This window comes from Streptomyces capitiformicae, from assembly GCF_002214185.1.
GTDB lineage: Bacteria > Actinomycetota > Actinomycetes > Streptomycetales > Streptomycetaceae > Streptomyces > Streptomyces capitiformicae.
Genome location: NZ_CP022161.1, coordinates 8,735,298 through 8,758,212, shown reverse-complemented (window position 1 = coordinate 8,758,212; position 22,915 = coordinate 8,735,298). Strand labels below are relative to the sequence as shown.

Sequence of the window (22,915 nt, the reverse complement as noted above, 5' to 3'; positions counted from 1 at the left end):
TCCTCCACTGGCCGGGTGAGCCGGGGTTCGAGGTGAACGGGGGCGGGTGGGGCGACCGGGCCCGGCCGACCGGGTGCGCCAAGGTCCGGGTTCAGGTCGCGCCGGAATCCGGCGGACGGGGCTCAGGCGGTCATGGGGCCTTCCTCGGCCTCCACTTCGGCGAGCAGCCGCAGCAGCTCGTCCTGGTCGGTCCCCTCGGCCTGGAGCTGCACCACCCGCAGGGCCAGCTCGCCCACGGTGGGCGCCTCGTAGAACACCCGGAGGGGCACCTCGACCTGGCAGCTCTCGCGCACCCGGGCGGCGAACCGGGCGGCCAGCAGCGAGTGCAGGCCCAGGTCGAAGAGGTTGTCGTGGACGCCGACGGCCGGCAGGCCGAGCAACTCCCCCGCCAACTCCGCGATCTCCGCCTCGGCGGGGGTACGGGGTGCCACCGCCTCGGCGCCGGTCAGCTCGGCCCGGCCGGGCCGGGGCAGTGCGCCGCGGTCGAGCTTGCCGTTGCCGTTCAGGGGCAGCGCGGGCAGCAGCACGATCGAGGACGGCACCAGGGAGGCGGGCAGTCTCTCGCGCAGCGCGGCGCGCAGCTCGAAGGCGTCGGGCTCGGTGCCCGGGGCGGCCACCACGTAGCCGACGAGCCGCTTCTCTCCCGGCTCGTCCTCGCGGACGACCACCGCGGCGGCTCCCACCTCGGGCAGTCTGGCGAGTTGCGCCTCCACCTCGCCGGGCTCGATCCGGTGGCCGCGGATCTTCACCTGCTGGTCGGCACGGCCGATGAACTCCACCTCCCCGTCGGCCCGGTGGCGTGCCAGGTCGCCGGTGCGGTAGAGCCGGGCGCCGGGCTCGCCGAACGGGTCCGGGACGAAGCGTTCGGCGGTCAGGCCGGGGCGACCCAGATAGCCGCGGGCCAGGCCGACGCCGCCCAGGTGGAGTTCGCCCGGGGAGCCGATCGGTACGGGGGCTCCGGCCGCGTCCAGCAGATAGACGGTGGTGTTGGCGAGGGGGCGGCCGATCGGCAGGCCGTCGCCGGTCACGGGCTCGGCGTCGACCCGCCGGGTGGTCGAGGTACAGGTCACCTCGGTCAGCCCGTACACGTGGACCAGCGGGACCCCGAGTCGCTGCCAGGCGGCCAGCCGGTCCCGGCGCACCCGCTCGCCGCCCATCGCGACGAACCGGAGGTCCGGGGGGAGCGCGGCGCCGGTGCGCTGAAGTTCGGCGGTCCAGTCGTGCCAGTAGGCCGTGGTCAGTTCCAGGCCGGTGATCCGGTGCTCGGCCAGGTAGCGGGTCAGGTCGACGCCTTCGGCCAGCAGCCGGGCGCCGGGCAGCACCACGGTGGCGCCGACGGCCAGGGCCGGGAACAGCTCTTCGAGCAGCACATCGAAGCCGGTGGAGGCCAGTTGCAGGAAGCGGTCGCCGGGGGCCAGGCGGAATTCGCCCGCCATCGCGAGGGTGAAATTGACCAGGCCCCGGTGGGTGAACATCGAGCCCTTGGGGGCGCCGGTGGTACCGGAGGTGAAGAAGACGCAGGCCAGCGCGTCCGGTGATGTCCCGGTGCCGGTCGCCGCCCTGGCCGGAGTGTCGGCCGCGGCGTCGGCCGGGACCTCGATCGGGGCCACGGGGACCGAGTCCAGGAGTCCGCCGGACAGGCTGCCGTCGGTGAGTACCAGCTGTGCGCCGGACAGCTCCAGCAGCAGCCGCAGCCGCTGTTCGGGGAGCGCCGGGTCGAGCGTGGTGAAGGCCGCGCCCGCCTTCAGTACCCCGAGCAGGGCGGTGACCAGTTGGGGCGTGGGGGCCGCGTGCACCGCGACCACGCTCTGTCCGCCGACGCCGAGACTCCGCAGGCGGGTGGCACACCGCTCGGCGGCGGCCTCCAGCGCGGCGTAGCTCGTCGTACGGCCCTCGTGCTCCAGCGCCGGAGCGTCGGGGGTACGGGCGGCGGCCGCCGCCACCAAGTCGTGCAGGCCGCCGGCCGGGAGGGGGCGGGCGGTGGCGTTCCAGTCGGTGAGCACGGTGCGGCGCTCCGCGTCGTCCAGGAGCGGGAGCCGGGACAGGGCGGTGTGCGGCGCATCGGCTGCGGCTTCCAGCAGCACACCGAAGCGGTGCGCCAGGCGGACGACGCTCTCCTCGTCGAAGAGGTCCGTCGCGTACTCGACCGTGAAGGCCAGTCGGCCGTCCCGCTCGGTGGCGGTGAACATCAGGTCCATCAGGCAGGAGGCGGTCCGCGCAGCCACCGGCTCGACGTCCAGCCCGTCGAATCCGGTGCGGGGCGGGCGGGCGTTCTGCAGGGTCAGCATGGTCTGGAAGACCGGGTGCCGGGCGGGGTCGCGGTCGGCACCGACAGCGTCCAGCACCTGCTCGAACGGCACGTCCTGGCAGTCGAAGTCGGTGAGCGCCCGGTCACGGGTGCGCTCCAGCAGCTCGGCGAAGGCCGGGTCGCCGGAGAGGTCGCCGCGCAGTGCGAGGCTGTTGACGAAGCAGCCCACCAGGCCGTCCAGTTCGCGCTGTCCGCGGCCCGCGACGGGGGTGCCGACGATGACGTCCTCGGTGCCGGAGAGCCGGCCGAGGAGCGTCTGGTAGCCGGCGAGCAGCACCATGAACAGGGTGGCGCCGTGCCGGGCGCCGAGGGCCCGCAGCCGTTCGGTCAGCTCCGCGGACAGGGTGAACTCGTGGGCTGCCCCGGCCAGGCTCGGGGTGGCGGGACGGGGCCGGTCGGTGGGCAGTTCGAGTACCGGCAGAGGTCCGGCCAGCCGTCCGCGCCAGTGCTCCAGCTGCTCGGTCCAGCGGCCCTCGGCGGCCCGGTCGGCCTGCCACACGGCGTAGTCGGCGTACCGCACGGACAGCGGGGGCAGGGCGTGGCCGTCGTAGAGCGCGGCGAGGTCCTCGACCAGGACGCCCATCGACCAGCCGTCGACCGCGATGTGATGGATCACCAGGACCAGCAGGTGTTCGGCGGGACCGGTACGCAGCAGCAGGGCGCGCAGCGGCGCCTCGGCCGCCAGGTCGAAGGGGACGGTGACGAACGCGTCGACCAGGTCCTCGGCCCTTTCACCGGAGCCAGGTCGACGGACGGTCAGCGGGGCCTCGTCGATGGGCAGGACGCGCTGTATCGGGGCGCCGTCCTTCTCGGACACCACCGTGCGCAGCACCTCGTGCCGGGCCATCAGCGCAAGCAGAGCGTCGGCCAGGGCCACCGGGTCCAGGTCGCCGCCGATGCGTACGGCGGTGGGCACGTGGTAGGCCGGGTTGCCGGGGGCGAAGCGGTCGAAGAGCCACATCCTCTGCTGGGCGAAGGACAGTGGCAGGGGCCGGGAGCGGTCCGCGGGGGTGATCGGCGGCAACGGGGCCACGGCCGCCGGGCCGCCGGCGGAGCGCAGCCGCCCGACCAGTGCGGCCTGCGCGGCCACCGTGGGCGCGGCGAACACCTCACGCAGCCGCACATCCACGCCGAACTCCGCGCGCACCGCGCTGACCAGCCGATTGGCGAGCAGCGAATGGCCGCCGACGGCGAAGAAGTCGTCGAGGACACCGACTTCGGGCCGCTCCAGCAGCCGTTGCCAGATCTCGGCGAGGGCGGCCTCATCGGGGGTGCGGGGGGCGAGCCGGTCCGCGGTGCCCTCCACCAGCGTCGGCGTGGGCAGCGCGGCCCGGTCCACCTTGCCGTTGGGCGAGAGCGGCAGGGCGGCCAGCTCCGTCCAGAGCGTGGGGACCATGTGGCCGGGGAGGAGTTCACGCAGCCAGGCGGCCAGCTCGGTGCCGGAGACCGGGACGCCGTCCGGGCTCGCGGCGGGCACCCAGTAGGCGGCCAGGCACCGGTCCCCCGAGGTGGTCTCGCGGGCCACCACGGCCGCGTCGGCCACGGCCGGGTGTCCCAGCAGGACTCCGGTCACCTCGCCCGGCTCGACCCGGAAGCCGCGGATCTTGACCTGGTTGTCGGCCCGGCCGAGCAGTTCCAGTTCGCCGTCGGCGCGGCGGCGGGCCAGGTCGCCGGTGCGGTAGAGACGCTCGCCCGGCACCCGGCCGTAGGGGTGCGGCAGGAAACGCTCGGCGGTCAGGCCGGGGCGGCCCAGGTAGCCGCGGGCCAGGCCCTCGCCCGCCACGCACAGTTCGCCGCGGACCCCGGCCGGTACCGGGCGCAGCAACTCGTCCAGCACCAGCAGGCGTTGGTTGAGCAGCGGGCGGCCGTAGGGCACCGGGCCGATTCCGGCGTCCTCGGGGACCAGGTACTCGTTGTTGCAGAAGGCGGCCTCGGCCACTCCGCCGATATTGATCACGCGGCAGCCGGGGGCGGCATGGCGCATTCGCCGCGGCAGCGCGGGCGGCATGACGTCGCCGCCGACCATGACGGTGCGCAGGCTGTCCAGGGGCAGGTCGTGTTCCTCGGCGGCGGCCAGCATCGCCTCGGTCCCGGCCGGCGCCATCGCCCACACGGTCACTTGGTGGCGCCCGATCAGTTCGGCCCAGTGCCGCGGGTCGCGGACCATGCCCTGGGCGGGGAAGACGACGGTGGCTCCCGCCACCAGCGGGGCCAGACAGTCATGCACGGTCGCGTCGAAGCCCGGCGAGAACAGCGCGGTCATCCGGTCGCCGGGGCCGAAGCCGTGCGAACGGGCCAGTCCGGCAAAGGTGTTGACGATGGCGCGGTGGGACACGGCGACGCCCTTGGGGCGTCCGGTGGAGCCGGAGGTGTACACCAGGTAGGCCAGGTTGGCCTCGCCCGCCGTCGTCGACCCGCCTGCGACCGCGTCGCCTCCGCCGTCCGTACGGCCGTACTCGGGCCCGTCGGCGGGGATCTCCTCCAGCAGCAGCGGCACGGTGCCGGGCGGGAGCGTGCTCGCCGTGGAACGGTGGGCCAGGACCACGGCCGGGCCCGCGTCGGCGAGCATGAAGGCCAGCCGTTCGGCCGGGTAGGACGGGTCCAGTCCGAGGAAGGCGCCGCCCGCGCGCATGGTGCCCAGCATGGCGGCGCTGAGTCCGGCCCCGCGTTCCAGACAGAGCGCCACCGGCACGTCCGGCCCGACACCGGCCCGGCGCAGCCGGTGGGCGATGCGGGCGGCCCAGGCGTTCATGGTCCGGTAGTCGAGGGTTCCGGCCGCGTCGATCACGGCGGGGGCGTCGGGGGTGAGGGCCGCCTGGCGGGCGAACAGTTGGTCCACTCGCAGTCCGGTGGGGAACGGGCCGTCGGTGTCGTTCCAGCCGTGCAGCTCCTGCTCCAGCTCGGCCGCGGTGAGCATGGGCAGTGCGGACAGCCGGGTGCCGGGTGCGCGGACGGCCGCCCCGAGCAGGGTCGTCCAGTGGCCGAGCAGCCGGGCAATGGTGGGCGCGTCGAACAGGTCGAGGGCGAACTCCGCGAACCCGGTGAAGCAGCCGTTCTCCTCGACCAGTTGGAGGTCCAGGTCCAGGTGTGCGTTGTTGCGGGCCACGGGCACCGGCTCGACGGCCAGGCCGGTCAGGGTGGGGGTGGTGGCGGGCGCGTTCTGGAGCACGAAGCCGACCTGTGCCAGCGGGTTGCGCGACAGGTCGCGGCTGGGCGCCAGCTCCTCGACGAGCCGGTCGAAGGGCAGTTCCTGGTGGTCGAAGGCGTCCAGCGCGGTCCCCCGCACCCTCTCGACCAGCTCGGCGAAGGTGGGGTCACCGGCCAGCGAGGTCCGCAGCACCACCGTGTTGATCAGTGAGCCGACCAGCAGCTCGGTGCCCGGGGCCCGGGTGGCGGGCCCGGTCACCACCGCCACGTCCCGGGTGTCGGCGTGCCGTGCCAGCACCGCCTGGAAGGCGGCCAGCAGCACCATGAACGGGGTGGCCCCCGCCGTCCCGCACAGGTCGCGCACGGCCTGGGAGGTGGCCGCCTCCAGTCGGACCGGCACGCTGTCGCCTCGGAAGCTGCGCACCGGCGGCCTGGGCCGGTCGCCGGGCAGTTCCAACGCCGCTGGCGCGTCGGCGAGTTGGCCGCGCCAGTATGCGAGCAGTCGGTCGCCGAGGGCGCCGTCCAGCAGGGCCTGGCGGGTGGCCACGTGGTCGGCGTAGCGCAGCGGCAGCTCGGGCAGGCGGGCCGGCCGTTGTTCGACGAGGGCGGCATAGGACTCGGAGAGTTCGGACATCAGCAGGCCGAATGACCAGCGGTCCACCACGATGTGCTGGAGGACCACGACGAGCAGGTGCTCTTCGGGGCCGAGTGCGATCAGTTCGGCCCGCATCAGCGGGCCCTTGGTCAGGTCGAACGGCTGCTGGGCGAGTTTCCCGGCCAGGGCGCGGAACGTGTCCTCGTCGGCGTCGGGGGCCTCGGTCAGGCCGAGTTCGAAGGCGCGGCGCGGTAGCACCAGCTGGACCGGGGCGCCGTCGCGGGCCGGGAACACCGTGCGCAGGGCCTCGTGCCGGTCGACCAGCGACTGGAACGCCCGGTGCAGGTGCTCGCGGGCCAGCGGTCCGCGCAGCCGCAGCGCGGCGGCGCTGTTGTAGACGCCGCTGGGGCCCTCCAGCCGGTCGATCAGCCAGAACCGGCGCTGGGTGGCGGAGGTCGGCAGCACCTCGGCGGTGCGGGCAGCGGTGGCCACGGGGTGCTCCTTCGCGGGGGTGGGGGTGGGGACGGGGATACGGGCGGCGGTGCTCACAGGTCCCCTCCCATCAGCGCGGCCAGGTCGTCGGCGGACAGGTCGTCGAACCCGGCGTCGGCCGGTACGGCCTCGCGCACCGGTCCGGCCGACGCGTCGGGTGTCTCGGCGGCCGGGGCGCGGCGCACCGTTTCGGCGTAGTCGCCCAGGACCGGCGCCTCGAACAGCGCCCGCACCGTCAGCTCGCGGCCCAGCGCTTCGCGCACGGCGGCGGTCACCTGGACGGCGAGCAGGGAGTGGCCGCCCAGGTCGAAGAAGTTGTCGGCCAGGCCGATCCGCGCCACGCCCAGGACGGTGCTCCAGATCTCGGCGAGGGCCTGCTCGGTGTCGTCCCGCGGGGCGAGCACAGCGGTGGAGCCGGTGGACCAGTCCGGTGCGGGCAGTGCGGCCGTGTCGAGCTTGCCGTTGGCGGTCAGCGGGAGCGTGTCCAGCGTGACGAAGGCCTCCGGGATCATGTACTCGGGCAGCCGCTCCCGCAGGTGGGTGCGGAGCCGGGGCACCAGGCCCCGGGCGGCGCGGCCGCGGTGCGGGTCGTTGGCCCAGTGCGGCCAGGGCAGGTGCGCGCCGTCTCCGGCGGGCGCCGGAGTCCGCGCCGGGTCGGTTCCGGCCGGGCGGAAGACCGCGTCGAAGCGCCCGAGCGGGTCGCCGCCCGCCCAGCTCAGTTCGACGGTCAGACCGAGGTCGGCGGCCAGTTCCCGCAGGTCCTGCGGGTCGAGGGCGGCGAGGTGCTCGCCGGCTCGGGCGGCCGGATCTTCGGCGGCGCCTTCCGCCGGGTCCGTGCCCGGGGCCGTGGCGGCGAGCCGGGCGGCGGTGCGGGCGTCGGCGTCCACCCGGGCGTTGGGGATGCCGGAGATCACCAGCGGGGCGCCGTCCAGCAGGGTCCGCGGGTCACCGCCGGTCCACGGCACGGTGCGCACCTGCGCGGCGAGGGTGGGCGCGGTGTCCAGGTGGAGCACCACGTCGTAGCGGTACCGGGTCATCTCGTTGCGGTCCCGGCCGGGCTTGAGCAGCACCTCTACGCGGCCGAGCCGGGGGATCTCGCGGCGCAGCGCCTGGAAGAAGCGCGGGTCCAGCAGCAGTTCGTCCTCCTGCCGTTCGGCGAGGCGGACTCGGCGGGCCAGTTCGGCGTCGTCGGCCCCCGCGGTCGGGCCGTGCCGGAGTACCGAGACCTGGAAGGCGTCGAGGAGAGCCAGGTGGCGTACGTCGCCGACCACGATCCGGCCGCCCGGGGCGAGCACGGCGGCAGCCTTGGTGAGCACCTCGACCAGGTAGGCGGCGCTCGGCAGGTACTGCGCCACCGAGTTGACGATCACGGTGTCGAACTCCTCGGCCGCCAGGTCGTCCACCTCGTGCCCGGCCCGGTGCAGCAGCCGTACGTGCTTCCAGTCGGCCGGGAGGTGGCGGCGCACGTGGGCGACGGCGGTCTCCGACAGGTCCAGGCCGGTGTAGCGCTCGCACGCGTCGGCCAGCCGGAAGAGGAGCAGGCCGGTTCCACTGCCGATCTCCAGGATCCTGCGCGGGCCGGTGCGGCGGACCAGGGAGACGGTGTCCTCGACCCAGCGCCGCATCTCCTCGGCCGGGATCGGCTTCCCGGTGTAACTGCTGGTCCAGCCGCGGATGTTGAAGGTGGGGTCGGCGCCGCCGACCTGCTCGTACTGGTCGTACGCGGTGTCGAAGACGGTGCGCCACCTGGCGACCTGCTGGGCGTCGGCGGCGCGCTCCGCGTCCGGCGCCCGCTCTCCGGTCTCCTGGTCGGGGACCAGGTAGGCGACCAGCCCGGTGCCGCCGTCCGGGGCCTCGCGGGGCAGCACGGCCACGTGCCGGACGCCCGCGTGGGCGCCCAGCTCCGCCTCGATCTCGCCGATCTCGACCCGGTGCCCGCGGACCTTGACCTGCTGGTCGATGCGGCCCAGGTACTCCAGCGCGCCGTCGGGCAGTCGCCGAGCGAGGTCGCCGCTACGGTACAGCCGCGCGCCGCCGCCGAGCGGGGAGGGGACGAAGCGTTCGGCGGTCAGGCCGGGACGGTCCAGGTAGCCGCGGGCCAGGCCCGGTCCGCCGACGCACAGCTCGCCGGGGACGCCGGGCGGCACCGGTTCGCCGCGCCGGTCCAGCAGGTGCACCGCCAGGTCGACGAGGGGGCGGCCGATCACACTGCGGGAACCGGCCAGGTCGGCCGGCCCGAGGGTGTGCACGGTGACGTGCACGGTGGTCTCGGTGATGCCGTACATGTTCACCAGCCGCGGACCGTCGGGGTGTCGGGCGGTCCAGTCGCGCAGCATGCCCGGCTCCAGTGCCTCGCCGGCAAACACCACGTACCGCAGCGCGAGCGGCCGGGCCTGCGGCCCACCGGCCACCGCGTCGGCATCGGCGAACTGGCGGAACGCGGTCGGCGTCTGGCTGAGCACCGTGACACCCTCGGCTCGTACCAGCGCGTGGAAGGAAGCCGGGGTACGCCGGTCCTCCTGCGGAACCACGGCGATCTGACCGCCGTGCAGCAGCGCGCCCCAGATCTCCCAGACCGAGACATCGAAGGCGGCCGAGTGGTAGAGCGACCAGACGTCGTCCGGGCCGAAGGACATGTCCGCAGCGGCCGCGTCGAACAGCCGCAGCACGTTGGCGTGGGTGAGGAGCGCGCCCTTGGGGCGGCCGGTGGTGCCGGAGGTGTAGATCACGTACGCGAGGTGGTCCGGGCCCAGCGGGGCCGGTTCCAGCGGGCTCTCGGCCGACGGCCCCTCGGGCAGCAGCGGGTCCGCGTCGAGGACGGCGATCCCGTCGGCGAGCGCGGCGTGTTCCGGGTCGGCGACCAGCGCCACCGCGCCGGAGTCGGCGAGGGTGAAGGCCAGGCGCTCGGCCGGGTGGCGCGGGTCGAGCGGGACGTAGGCGCCGCCGCTCTTGAGGATGCCCAGGATCCCGGTGACCAGCCGCACCGAGGGCTCGACGCAGATCGCCACCCGGCTCTCGGGACCGACGCCCAGGTCGCGCAGCCGCCGGGCCAGCGCGTCCGAACGGCGGTCCAGCTCGGCGTATGTCAGGCGCTGCGCACCGCAGCCGACCGCGACCGCGTCGGGCCGCAGCCGGACCTGTTCGGCGAACGCCGCCGGGAGGCTGCGCGCGCCCGCCTCCGTCGCGGGCCGGGCCGCGGTGCCGGCCGCCAGTTCGGCGCTGCGTTCGGCGCCGCTCAGCAGCGGCAGCGCCTCCAGCCGGGTGTCCGGGTCGGCGACCGCGGCGGCCAGCAGGCGCAGCCACTGGTCGATGAAGCGGCGTACGGTGCGCTCCTCGTACAGCTCGGTGCTGTAGTCGGCCAGGCCGGTCAGGCCCTGCGGGGTCTCGGTGACCTGGAGGTGCAGGTCGAACTTGGCGGTGCCGGTGTCCACGGCGGCCACGTCCATCCGCAGCCCGGGCAGCTCGATCCGGGTCTGCGGGGTGTTCTGCAGGACCAGGAGCAGATTGGCGAAGGGGGTGCGGCCGCCCGCGTCCCGGTCCGGGCGGACCTCCTCGACGATCCGCTCGAACGGCACGTCCTGGTGGGCGTACGCGGCGAGCGCGGACTCCCGTACCCGGCCCATCAGTTCGCGGAAGGTCGGGTTGCCGGAGAGGTCGGCGCGCATCGGCAGCATGTTGACGAAGAAGCCGATCAGGCCCTCGGTCTGCGGGTGGTTGCGGTTGGCGACCGGCGAGCCGACCACCAGGTCCTCCTGGCCGCTCCAGCGGTGCGCCACGGCCATGAAGCCGGCCAGCAGGGCCATGTACAGGGTGGCGTCGTGCTCGCGGGCCAGCGTGGTCAGCCGGGTGGCGAGGTCGCCGTCGAGCCGCCAGGGGAAGCTGGCGCCGGCGAAGCTCTGCCGGGCGGTGCGCGGCCGGTCGGTGGGCAGGTCCACGGTGCTGGGCGCGCCCGCCAGCCGCTCCCGCCAGTGGGCCAGTTGGGCCTCCAGCGCGTCGCCGGACACCCGCTCGTGCTGCCAGAGCGCGAAGTCGGCGTACTGGATGTCGAGTTCGGGAAGAGCGGAGGGCTCCGCCTGGCCGGTCCGGTAGTGGTGGGCCAGTTCGCGCACCAGAATGTCCAGGGACCAGCCGTCCGCCACGATGTGGTGGATGGCGAGCAGCAGCACATGCTCCTCGTCGGCGAGCTTGGCCAGGCTGCCGCGCAGCAGCGGTCCCGCGACGAGGTCGAAGGGGCGGCGGCTCTCCTGTTCGGTCAGCTCGGCGAGGGCGGTGTTGCGGGCGTCGTCGGCCAGGTCGGACAGGTCGGTGAGCGGCAGTGCGACCCGGGCCGGGACGTGCACGACCTGCTCGGGGCTGCCGTCCGCCATGCGGAAGGTGGTACGCAGCGCCTCGTGCCGGGCCACCACCCGGCCCAGGGCCCCTTCGAGGGCGGCGGTGTCCAGCCGGCCGGTCAGCCGCACGGTGCAGGCGATGGTGTAGAGCGGGCTCGGGCCGGTGAACTGCTCGACGAACCAGAGGCGCTGCTGGGCGAAGGACAGCGGCAGCCGGGCCCCTTCGGGGCGGCGGGCGATCAGGTCGGCGGTGCGGGTGAGTCCCTGCTGCTGGAGCAGCTTGGCGAGCAGACGGCGCTTGTCGGAGGAGAGCGCGGTGCGCTGGGGTGACTGGCTCATGAGGTGATCCCGGGTGGGTTCGGTGGCGGGAGGCGGATCAGGCCGGCAGGTGGTGCGGCAGCGGGAACTCCCGGCAGAGCCGGGTGACTTCGCCGCGCACTTCGGCGCGTACGGCGGGATCGAGGGTGAACTCGCGCTCGCCGTGGGGCACAACGGCCCCGAGCACTCTGTCGACCAGTGCGGCGCAGCGGCGCATCTCGGCCGGTCCCATGGCGCGCAGCGCGAGGGTGTTGGTGCCGAAGCGGATGCCGCTGGTGACCCGGGGTCCGTGCGGGTCGTCGGGGATCCGGTTGCGGTTGACCACGATCCCGCAGTCGGCCAGTGCGGTCTCGGCGATCGCGCCGGTCAGGCCGCTGGGGCCGAGGTTCAGCAGCACCAGGTGGTTGTCGGTGCCGCCGGTGACCAGGGTGTGGCCGAGGCCGGTGAAGGCGTCCGCGAGTTCCCGCGCGTCCGACACGACGCGCTGGGCCAGGGTTCGGAACTCCGGCTGCGCGGCGATGTCGAAGGCACGTGCCTTCGCCGCGACCGCGCCCAGGTCCGGGGTGCCCTGGAGGAAGGGGAAGGTGCCGTGGGAGATCGCCTGGGCCAGGGTGCGCCGGGTGCCGGGCAGCGGTACGTCGGCGTCCCGGCCGAGCAGGATCAGGCCGCCGCGCGGCCCGTAGAGCTGCTTGTAGGTGCTGGTGGTGGTGGCGTGGGCGTGGTCGACCGGGCTGGGGTGCAGTCCCGCGGCGACCAGGCCGGCGATGTGCGAGATGTCGGCGAGGAGATAGGCGCCGACCTCGTCGGCGATCCGGCGGAAGCGGGGGAAGTCCACGGTGCGCGGGTAGGCGCTCGCTCCGCAGACGATCACCTTGGGCCGGTGCGCGCGGGCCAGTTCGGCGACCTGGTCGTAGTCCAGTGTGCCGTCGGCGCCGGTGCCGTAGCCGACCGCGTGGAAGAAGCGGCCGGTGACGGAGGCCGGGGAGCCGTGGGTGAGGTGTCCGCCGGCACTCAGCTCCATGCCGAGCAGGGTGTCGCCCGGCTTCATCAGGGTGCACAGCACGATCTGGTTGGCGGTGCTGCCGGAGTGCGGTTGCACGTTGGCGTACCGGGCGTCGAACAGGGACCGGGCCCGGGCCACCGCCAGTCGTTCGACCTCGTCGACCAGCTCGCAGCCCGCGTGGTAGCGGGCGCCGGGGTAGCCCTCGGTGGTGACGTTGGAGATGGTGGCCCCGGCGCAGGCCAGGACCGAGGGGTCGGCGCTGCTGGAGGCGGCCACCATGGCCAGGGTGTCGTTCTGCCGGGCGTGTTCGCGCTCCAGCAGGCCGGAGAGCTGCGGGTCCGCGGTGGCCAGGCGCCGCGCGCCGAGGCTCGCGTAGCCAGCCAGGACGCCGCTGCTCGACGTGGTGGTTGTCATGCGTTGCTCTCCTCGTGTGCGGCGAGCAGCCCGTGGGCCTCCTCGTCGGTCATCTGAAGCAGTCCGGCCGCGATGTGGGCCACGGCGGCGACGTCGGTGCCGCGCTCTCGGCCCCGGGCCGTGAGGCGCGCCGCCTGTTCGGCGAGGGTGGGTGCCTCGAACAGGTCGCGCAGCGGCAGTTCGACACCGAAGGTCTCCAGCAGCGCCGAGGCGAGCCGGGTGGCGAGCAGCGAGTGCCCGCCGAGGGCGAAGAAGTCGTCCTCGGCGCCGACCCGGTCGGTCTCCAGCAGCTCGGACCAGAGCGCGGCGAGCACCAGCTCGGTGTCGTCGCGGGGGGCCACGTACGCGGCGGCGGCGCGGTCGGCCCGTGCGTCGGGCTCCGGCAGCGCGGAGCGGTCCACCTTGCCGTTCGGCGAGAGCGGCAACGCGTCCAGGGTCACGAAGGCCGCCGGGACCATGTGGGCGGGCAGGTCCGCCGTGAGCAGGGCGCGCAGCTCGGTGGCGGACGGGACGGCGCCGGCGTCCCGGGCGGGGACCAGGTAGCCGACCAGGCGCCGGTCGTCGCCGTTGCCTCGGGCGGTGACCACGGCCCGTTCGATGCCGGGGTGTCGGCGCAGTACGGCCTCGATCTCGCCCAGTTCGATCCGCAGGCCGCGCAGTTTGACCTGGTGGTCGAGGCGCCCGATGAGTTCGATCACGCCGTCGTCGCGGGTACGTGCGAGGTCACCGGTGCGGTACAGCCGCGCCCCGGCCGGTACCGGCCCGGTGCCGGCGCCCGGGTGGGGGCGGTAGCGGTCCGCGGTCAGACCCGGGCGACCCAGATAGCCGCGGGTCAGCCCGGTTCCGGCCAGGCAGAGTTCACCCGGGACGCCGACCGGGGCCGGTTCCAGCGCGGGGGTCAGGACGACGGCCTGCTGGTTCACCATGGGGCGGCCGTACGGGATGCTCGTCCACGCCGGGTCGCTGTCGCCGACCGGGTAGGTGATCGAGTGGATGGAGGCCTCGGTGGCTCCGCCGAGCGCGATGAAGGCCATGTCCGGCGCCAGGCGGCCGAAGCGCCCGGGCAGGCCGACGGGGATCCAGTCCCCGCCGAGGAAGGCCGCCTTGAGCGCGGGCAGCCGTACGCCCCGCTCCTCCCCCGCCCGGACGAACGCGTCGGCCAGGGCCGGGGCCGAGTTCCACACCGTCACCTGGTGGCGGCGCACCAGGTCCACCCAGTGGTGCGGGTCGCCGGCCCGGTCCGGGTGCGGCATGACCACGGCACCGCCCGCCGCGAGGATTCCGAGCGTCTCGTAGACGAACATGTCGAAGCTGGGGGACGACAGGCCGAGCACCCGGTCGCCGGGCTCGATGCCGTAGGTGCCGCCCAGGTCGAGCAGGTTGTTGACGACGCCCCGGTGGGGGACGGCGATGCCCTTGGGCGTGCCGGTGGAGCCCGAGGTGTAGATGACGTACGCCAGATGGTCCGGGTGCGGGCCGGCCGGGCCCCGCCGGGCTGTGGGCCAGTGCTCCGCGTCCTCCACCTCCAGCACCTCGGCCTGGGCGGCGGGCAGCAGACGGGACAGGGCGCGTTCGGTGAGGACCACCGGTGGCGCGGCGTCCTGGAGCATGAAGGCCAGCCGCTGCGCCGGGTAGGCCGGGTCCAGCGGCAGGTAGGCGCCGCCCGCCTTGAGTACGCCGAGAACGGCGGCCACCAGGGCCGGGCCCTTGGCGAGGCAGAGGCCGACAGTGATGTCGGGGCCCACGCCCAGCTCGGTGAGCCGTGCGGCGATCCGCTCGGCGAGCGCGTCGAGTTCCGCGTAGTCCAGCTCTCCGGCGGGGCCGACGACGGCCGGTGCGTGCGGGCGGCGGGACAGCTGCTCCTCGAAGAGTTCGTGCAGACAGGATCCGGCCTGCGGGTACGCGTGGGCCGTGTTGTTCCATTCCACCAGGGCCCGCCGCCGCTCCGCCGCGGTGAGCATCGGCAGGGCGGACAGCCGCGTGCCGGGGGCCTCGACGGCGGCGGCCAGCAGGGTGTACCAGTGTCCGAGCAGCCGCTCGACGGTGGCCGCGTCGAACAGGTCGCTCGCGTATTCGACGGTGCCGGTGAACACACCGTCCGCTTCGCGTATCTGGAGGTTGAGGTCGATCTGCGTGCCACCGCGCGGCACTTCCCGCACGGTGACCGTCAGACCGGGCAGTTCGGGCGGCGTCAGCGGCGCGTTCTGCACCAGGAGCAGCGACTGGACCAGCGGGTTGTGGCTGAGTGCCGGGCCCGCCACCCGCTCCGGAAGCATCCGCTCGAACGGCAGTTCCTGGTGCTCGAAGGCGCCCAGTGCGGCCGCGCGGACCCGGCCGAGCAGCTCGTCGAAGGTGGGGTCACCGGCCAGCGAGGTGCGCACCGGCAGGATGTTGATGAAGCAGCCGATCAGTGCCTCGGCCTCGGCCGGGCGGACCGCCGCGCCGGTGCCGACCACGATGTCCTCGCTGCCGCTGTGCCGTGCCAGTACGGCCTGGAAGGCGGCCAGCAACGCCATGAACGGGGTGACCCCGGCCCGTCGGCACAGGGCGCGGACCCCGGCCGACAACTCTGCCGGGAAGGCCACGGGCAGCGCCTCCCCACGCAGCGACTGCACGGCCGGGCGCGGCCGGGCGCAGGGCAGTTCCAGCAGCTCGGGCGCTCCGGCGAGGGCGCGCCGCCAGTACGCGCGGTCTGTCCCGTCGATGTCGGCGGCGGCGAGCGACTCGCTCTCCCAGACGGCGAAGTCGCCGCACTGGAAGGGCAGTTCGGGCATGTCAGCCGCTTGTCCGGCATAGCACTGGGCCACTTCGGCCAGCAGGATGCCGATCGACCACATGTCGGCCACCAGGTGGTGCAGGGTGATCGCCAGCACATGCCGCTCGGGCGCGGCCCGGTGCAGTACCGCGCGCAGCAGTGGGCCGCGTGCGAGGTCGAAGGGCCGCGTGGCGTCGGCGGCCAGGACACCCTCCAGCACGGTGTCCTCGGTCTCGCGGACCTCCAGCTCGAACGGGGCGTGCTCGCCGACCAGTTGGACCAGCTCGCCGTCCACCTGATCGAAGCAGGTGCGCAACGACTCGTGCCGCCGGACGACTTCGGCGAGCGCGGCTTGCAGTGCGGCGGCGTCGAGCGGGCCGTCCAGATACAGGGCGAACGGCAGATGGTAGGCGCTGGTGCCGGGGATCAGCTGCTCCACCAGCCAGATCCGGTGCTGGGCCGAGGTGGCGGGGAAGGCGAACTGCTGCATGGTCTGCTCTGCTCTCTGCCGGCCGAACGGGCTGGGGTCCAAGTCGGATGCGTGGTCGGGGGCAGGGCCCGAGGGCGTCATGCGCCGGTCACCAGGCAGGCGGCCTCGGCTCCGAGTCCGGCCGGGAAGCTCAGGTCGGGAAGGACCGGCACGGGTGGGTGGGCGGCGGCGCGGCGGGCCCGGCCGCCTCCTGTGATGTGCAGCAGGACGGTCTCCCGGTGCCGGACGCGTCCGGCGGCGATCGCCTGTCGCAGTCCGGCCAGGGCGACCGCCGCCGCGGGTTCGATGTCGGTGCCCTCGGTCGCGGCGAACAGCCGTCCCGCAGCGGCCGCTTCGTCGTTGTCCACGGCGCGCATCTCCCCTCCGCTCTCCGTGAGGCACTCGCGCACCCCGCCGGCCACCGCGTACGGCGGTTTGCGCGTGGTCAGTTCCGGGGCGTGTACGGCGGCCACCGCGGCCCGTGTCTCGGGGCCGGTGCCGATGAGCGGCTCCTCCCGGCCGTCCTCCCAGGCCCGGACCATCGGCGCGAACGGGGCGCTCTGGCAGAGCGTCAGCCTCGGCAGACCGCCGGGCGCGGCAGCCTGGTGGTGCCCGGCCGGGTGGTGCGACGCGGGGAAGCCGGCCGCCAGCAGCCGTCGGGCCGCCTGGTGCGCGGCGATCGCCCCGGCCCCGCTGCCCACCGCCTGCACGTAGTGGTCGGGCAGGCGGCCGATGGTCTCGGCGGCGGCCAGCAGGGCCGTGCCCAGGCCGTCGCGGCGGGCCACGTTGCGGGTGCCGCCCTCGGCCCGGAAGCCGGGCCGGGCGCCGATCGCGTCGGCCAGCTCGATCGCGTCGGTGTAGTCACCGGCCACCGTCACCAGCCGTACGCAGTCGGCACGTTCCCCCGCGATGGCGAGTGCGGGCAGCGCCACCTCCGGTACCACCAGCACACAGTCCACCCGCTGCCGCGAGCAGGCCCGCAGGAAGGCGGCGGCGGTGTTCCCGGCGGAGGCCACCACCAGAACCGGCGGGCGCTCGGGCAGCCGGGCCAGTACGGCCTGTGCCTCCAGCTCCTTGAAGCTGCCGGTCTCCAGGGCCGCGCCACGCTCGGGCCAGTAGCCGCTGAAGGCGACCCACAGCTCGGTCAGCCCCAGTTCGCGGCCGAGCCGCTCGGCCCGGTAGGTGGCGCCCATGGCGCCCTCGGGCAGCTCCCGGCCCGCGGTCGGCAGCCAGCAGGCGTAGCGGAAGGGGCCGCTGCCGGGGCCGGGGGCGAAAGCGCGGGCGTACTCGGTGCTCAGCAGACCGGGCCGGTGCGCCGCGCCGCAGTCGAGCCGCAGCCCGTCGTCCTGGTGGCCCGTCCGGCAGACGGGACATCGCAGCAGGTACGGGCGGTCCGCCGAGGCGGCGACGGTGCCGCCGGCCGACAGGTCGGCCCGCGCGGCCGGAAGGGAGGGGACGGCGGCCATCAGGCGTCCACCTCGTCCACCTCGTCGACCGCGCCGGCGAACACCGGGCGCAGCGCGCCGTCCGCGCCGCGGGTGACGGCGTAGCGGGCACGGTCCACCCGGGCCGGGGCCGGGCGGGTGGCCGGCGCGGCCTCGGCCGATGTGTCGACCACCGCGGCCACCGCGGCCACTGTCGGCCGGTCGAAGAGCAGGTGCAGGGGTGGTGCGGTGCCGAACTCGGCCCGCAGACGCTCGGCGAAGCGGGCCAGCAGCAGCGAGTGCGCGCCCAGCTCGAAGAGGTCCTCGTGGCGGCCGACCGGCTCCGCCCCGAGCAGTTCCGCCAGCAGTACGGCGATCCGCTGCTCGGTCGCCCCGACCGGCTGCTCCACCGGGCCCGTCGGGCGGGTGGCCTCCGGCTCGGGGAGCGCCCGCCGGTCCACCTTGGCGTTGGCGGTGAGCGGCAGCTCGTCGAGGGTGACCAGCAGCGAGGGGACCGCGTACCCGGGCAGGGTGCGCCGTAGCAGTTCACGCAGTTCGACGGGGGCAGCGGGCGTCCCGTGCTGCTCCAGGTAGCCGACCAGCCGGGCCCGCGCGCCCTCGCCGTCGACGACGACGGCCGCCCGGCGTACCGAGGGCAGCCGCTCCAGCGCGGTCTCGATCTCGCCGAGTTCGATCCGGTGCCCGTGCAGCTTGACCTGGGTGTCGGCGCGGCCCACGAAGAGCAGCGCACCGTCGGGCCCGCGCCGCACCAGGTCTCCGGTGCGGTAGAGCCGCGCGCCGGGAGCGGCGGTGAAGGGGTCGGGGATGAAGCGTTCAGCGGTCAGGCCGGGCCGGTCCAGGTAGCCGTGGGCCAGGCCGTCACCGCCGATCAGCAACTCGCCGGTGACCCCGGCCGGGACCGGGTGCAGGAAGGGATCGACGAGGTACAGCCGGGTGTTGGCGAGCGGCTTGCCGAGCGGCAGTTCCCGGTCGGCGGTGGTCAGCTCACCGCGCGCCGACCAGACCGTGGTCTCGGTCGGGCCGTAGACCTGCCAGAGGCGCGCGCCGCGAGCCAGCAGCTCGGCCGCCTGCTCCACGGGCAGCCGCTCGCCGCCGCACAGCGCGGTCAGCTCCGGGGTGCCCGGCCAGCCCGCGTCCAGCAGCAGCTGCCAGGTCACCGGTGTGGCCTGGAGGTGGCTGATCCCGCCGTTCTCCAGGCAGGCCCGCAGCCGTGAGCCGTCGCCCGCCGTCGCCGCGTCCGCCAGGTGCACGGTCGCGCCGTTCACCAGCGGCAGGAAGTACTCCAGCGCGGCGATGTCGAAGGCCGGCGTGGTGACGGAGAGCCAGCCCGCGCCGGGGGCGAGTCGGAGGTCGCGTTGGAAGGAGGCGAGCAGGTTGGCCAGGGCCCGGTGCGGGACCACGACGCCCTTGGGGCGGCCGGTCGAACCGGAGGTGTGCAGGACGTACGCCGCGGACTCGGGGACGATCGGCGTGTCGGCCTCGCGCCGCGCCTCACCGATGGTGTCGAGCGCCAGCACCGTCCAGTCCCCGGCGGGGACCCGGTCGGCGAGCAGGTCGGTGAGGACGGCGGCGGCGGCGCCGTCGGCCAGTACCAGGGCCAGCCGCTCCGCGGGGTGACTGGGGTCCAGCGGCAGGTAGGCCGCGCCGGACTTCAGCACGCCGAGCAGTGCGGCGAGCAGCCGCGGGGTGCGGGGCAGCAGGACGGCGACAGTGCGGCCGGGGCCGATGCCCAGGGCGCGCAGGCGTGCGGCGACCCCGTCGGCCAACCGGTCCAGGGTCGCGTAGTCCAGTTGCTCGCCGCCCGCGGGGCCGGCGGCGCGGACCGCCACAGCCAGCGGGGTCCGCGCGGCCTGGGCTTCGAAGCCGCGTACCACCCCGTCGGCCGGGTCGTAGGTGAGGGCGGTGTCGTTGTCCTCGGCGAGGACTGCCGCCCGCTCGGCCGGGGCCAGCAGCGGCAGGTCGCCGACCGGTCGGGCGGCGTCGGCCGCGATCTCCGCCAGCAGGGTGACGAAGTGGGCGGCGAAGCGCTCGGCGGTCGCCGGCAGATAGCGGTCGGTGTCGTAGCGGACCGCACCGGCCAGGCCGCCCGACCTCTCGCCCAGGGTCAGCTGGAGGTCGAACTGGCTGCCGCCGGTAGGCAGCGCCAGCGTCGAGCAGTCCAGGGCACCGAGGCCGAAGGGGACGCCGGCCTGGCCGGTGGCCATCGCCACCAGCGCCTCGGCGTGCTCGCCGGGGGCCTGCTGGAAGCTGAACAGGCTACGTACCAGGGGCCGGCCGCCCTGGTCCCGGTCCGGGCGGATCAGCTCGACGAGGGAGGGGAACGGCACGTCGGCGCCGTCCAGCGCGTGCCGCACGACGTCGCGCACCCGGGTCAGCAGGGTGGTGAACGGCTCCGCGGCCTCGATCCGGGTGCGCAGCGGCACCGTGTTGACCAGGCAGCCCACCGTCCGGGCGAACGCGGCCTCGTCCCGTCCGTGGGTCGGGGTGCCGACGATCACGTCCTGCTCACCGGTGCTGCGGGCCAGCAGGAGCTGGAAGGCGGCCAGCAGCACCGTGTACAGGGTGCTGCCCGCACGCCGGGCCAGCGCGGTGAGCGCTTCGGTGGTGGCGGCGTCCACGACGAGCGGTATCGACGCGCCGCGCAGCCGCTGGGGCCGGGCCGGCAGGTCTGCGGGGAGCGAGGTACCGGCACGAACCCCGGCCAGGGTGGTACGCCACCGGGCCAGTCGGCGCTGCCCTGCTCCTGTGTCCGGCAGCCCGGTCTGGCGGTGGGCGAACGCCGTGAACGGGGCGAACGGGGCGTTGGCGGAGGCCGTGGCGGCGGACTTCTCACCGGCGACCGACTCGCCGCGCACCACCGCCGGGTAGGCGGCGGCCAGCTCGTCCAGCAGCAGGGACAGCGACCACAGGTCGGCCACCAGGTGGTGGACGGTCAGGACCAGCCGGTGCCCGTCCCCGGCCCCGGTGTACAACCGGGCCCGCAGCAGCGGTCCGGCCTCCAGGTCGAAGGGCTGCTCGGCCGCCGCGGTCATGCGCGCGGCGAGCTCGGTCGCGCTCCAGCCGGACGCGTCGACCTGCTCGAAGACGGGCGGCAGTTCGGCGTGCACCCGCTGGACCGGGCCGCCCGTCTCGGACCGGGGGAAGGTGCTGCGCAGCACGGCGTGTCGCTGGGTCAGGCGGGTCAGGGCGGTGCTGAGGGCGGCCGGGTCGAGCGCGCCGTGCACGTGGAAGGCGGTGGAGAGCAGGTAGGCGGGGCTCTCGGGGGCGATCTGGTGCAGGAGCCAGAGCGCGGCCTGGTTCGGGGAAAGCGGGTGGTCACCTGGTTCGGTGGGATCAGCGGGATCGGTGGATTGGGCGGGTTCGGTGAGATCGGTGAGATCGGCCGCCGCGTCCGGTCCGGGCAGCCTGGCCGCCGCGTACGTGCCGGGCATCCCGGCTGCCGCGTACGCTCCGGGCATCCCGGCTGCCACGTACGCTCCGGGCCTCCCGGCTGCTGTGTCCGCTCCGGACACCCCGGCCGCCGCCTCCTCGACCTGCTCGGCGAGCAGCGCGGCCAGGGCGCCCAGGTCGAGGGTGAGCGCCTCGGGCAGGGTCAGGTCCACGCCCAGGGCGGTGTGCAGTTCGTGCCGCAGCCGTACCGCGCCGAGCGAGTCAAGGCCCAGTTCGGTGAGCCGGTGCTCGGGGGCGAGGTCCGCCGCGGCCAGTCCGAGCCGGGCGGCGAGCAGCCCGCGCAGCGCGGTCAGCAGGAGCTCGGGGCGTTCGGCCGGGTCGGTCGAGCGCAGCGCGGCGGCGTCCAGTGTCAGCGGCCGTTCGTCGGCGGCGCCCTGCGGTCGGCCGCTGTGCGCCAGCACGGTCAGGTCGCCCTCCTGGTAGGCGGTGGCGCAGACATGGCGCTGCACCTTGCCGCTGGAGGTACGCGGCAGCGTCGCGGCGCGGATCAGCACCACCGCGGCGGGGCGTATCCCGTGCGCCTCGGCGACGGCCTGGCGCACATCCCGGGCCAGCGCGGGCAGATCGACGGCCTCGTGGTCCCGGGACACTTCCTGGACGATCACGAGCTCGGCGGTGCCGGCCAGTTCGACCTGGACGGCGGCACCGCAGTTGGCGCGCAGCGCGGGGTGGACGGCGTAGACGGTCTGCTCGATGTCCTGCGGGTAGTGGTTACGGCCTCGGACGATGATCAGGTCCTTGAGGCGCCCGGTGACGTAGAGCTCGCCCTCGCGCAGCAGGCCCAGGTCGCCGGTCCGCAGGAAGGCCGGACCGGGCTCGGCGGCGGTGTCGTCGTCGGTGGTGTCCCCGTGCGGGGCGAGACGGGCGCCGAAGGTGGCAGCGGTGTGCTCGGGCCGGTTCCAGTAGCCCTGGGCCACGCTCGGGCCGGAGAGCCAGATCTCGCCGATGGCCCCGGCGGACACCGGCCGCCGGGTGACCGGGTCGACGATCTCCAGCAGCTGGGACTCGTCCGGGCGTCCGCTGCTGACCAGTTCGGTGGTCCCCGCCGGCGCGTCCGCCCCCGCCATCGCCTCGCCGGTTCCGGCGAGCAGCGCGTTCGGGGCCGAGTAGCGGGCCGGGGCGGTGCCGTGCGGCTTGCACGAGACGATCAGGGTGGCCTCGGCCAGCCCGTAGCACGGCGTGAGTGCCTCGGCGCGGAAGCCCGCCGGGGCGAACGCGGCGGCGAACCGCCGGAAGGTGTCGGCGCGCACCGGCTCCGCCCCGTTGAACGCCACCTCCCAGCTGCTCAGGTCGAGTTCGGCCAGTACCTCGGGGGTGGCCAGGTCCGCGCACAGGTCGTAGGCGAAGTTGGGGCCGCCGCTCACGGTGGCCCGGGTACGGCTGATCTCACGCAGCCAGCGCAGCGGGTCCTGTCCGAAGGAGGTGGGGGACATCAGCGAGCAGGAGCCCGCGTAGTACAGCGGCTGGAGCATGCCGCCGATCAGTCCCATGTCGTGGAAAAGCGGCAGCCAGGACATGCCGCGGGTGCTTGCGGTGGTGCGGAACGCTCGCTGGATCAGGGCCGAGTTGTGCAGCAGGTTGCCGTGCGTCAGCACCACGCCGCGCGGGGCCGAGGTGGAGCCCGAGGTGTACTGGAGGAAGGCCACGGTGTCGGCGCCGACCCTCGGGCGCACCCACTCCCCGGCTTCCTCCTCGGGCACCCGGTCGGTCGCCAGCAGCCGCAGCACGTCCATGACCGCACCACCCGGATCGTCGGGCAGCAGCCGGTCACGTACGGCGGCGGTGGTCAGCGCCACCGTCGCGCCGCTGTCCGCGACGATGTCGACCAGCCGCTCCAGCGAGCGCGGCCGACGGTTGGGCGGGTACACCGGCACCGCGACGGCCCGGGCGTACAGGCAGCCGATGAAGGAGACAACGTAGTCCAGGCCCGGCGGTTGGAGGAGGAGCACCGGGCGGTCGGTCAGACCGAGCCGTTGCAGCCGGGCGGCGACCGCGCGGGCTCGTCGGTCGAGCTGTCCGTAGCTCAGCCGCTCGGCCGGCGCGTCCTCCCTTCCGGAGAACTCGAAGGCCGTACGGTCCGGATCCGCCGTCGCGGTGGCCGCGATCGCCGAGATCCAGTCCTGATGCTCAAGTCGCGGGTCCACGCGTTCTTCCCTAACCGTTCGGTGTCCGATGCCCTGTTGCCGCC

6 protein-coding genes are annotated in these 22,915 nt (G+C 74.7%); all 6 read right to left on the bottom strand.

Annotated features, from left to right (window positions below; translation table 11 throughout):
* Positions 1–122: 122 nt before the first annotated feature.
* Positions 123–6,599: a non-ribosomal peptide synthetase gene (locus CES90_RS39365; protein WP_208921566.1), complete on the bottom strand. Its 6,477-nt coding sequence runs from the start codon at positions 6,597–6,599 to the stop codon at positions 123–125.
* Positions 6,596–11,212 carry a non-ribosomal peptide synthetase gene (locus tag CES90_RS39360; RefSeq protein WP_208921565.1) on the bottom strand — a complete coding sequence of 1,539 codons (4,617 nt, stop codon included), beginning with the start codon at positions 11,210–11,212 and terminating at the stop codon, positions 6,596–6,598. Before CES90_RS39360 ends, CES90_RS39365 begins: the two co-directional genes overlap by 4 nt.
* A gap of 37 nt (positions 11,213–11,249) precedes the next feature.
* Positions 11,250–12,608 carry a serine hydroxymethyltransferase gene (locus CES90_RS39355; protein WP_208921564.1) on the bottom strand — a complete coding sequence of 453 codons (1,359 nt, stop codon included), beginning with the start codon at positions 12,606–12,608 and terminating at the stop codon, positions 11,250–11,252.
* Positions 12,605–15,853, bottom strand: a complete 3,249-nt coding sequence (locus tag CES90_RS39350) for a non-ribosomal peptide synthetase (protein WP_208921563.1) — start codon at positions 15,851–15,853, stop codon at positions 12,605–12,607. The genes CES90_RS39355 and CES90_RS39350 overlap by 4 nt, the downstream gene beginning before the upstream one ends.
* 77 nt (positions 15,854–15,930) lie before the next feature.
* Positions 15,931–17,298 carry a cysteate synthase gene (locus tag CES90_RS39345; protein WP_208921562.1) on the bottom strand — a complete coding sequence of 456 codons (1,368 nt, stop codon included), beginning with the start codon at positions 17,296–17,298 and terminating at the stop codon, positions 15,931–15,933.
* Positions 17,298–22,871, bottom strand: coding sequence for a non-ribosomal peptide synthetase (locus tag CES90_RS39340; protein WP_208921561.1), 5,574 nt, complete (start codon positions 22,869–22,871; stop codon positions 17,298–17,300). The genes CES90_RS39345 and CES90_RS39340 overlap by 1 nt, the downstream gene beginning before the upstream one ends.
* Positions 22,872–22,915: the final 44 nt, after the last annotated feature.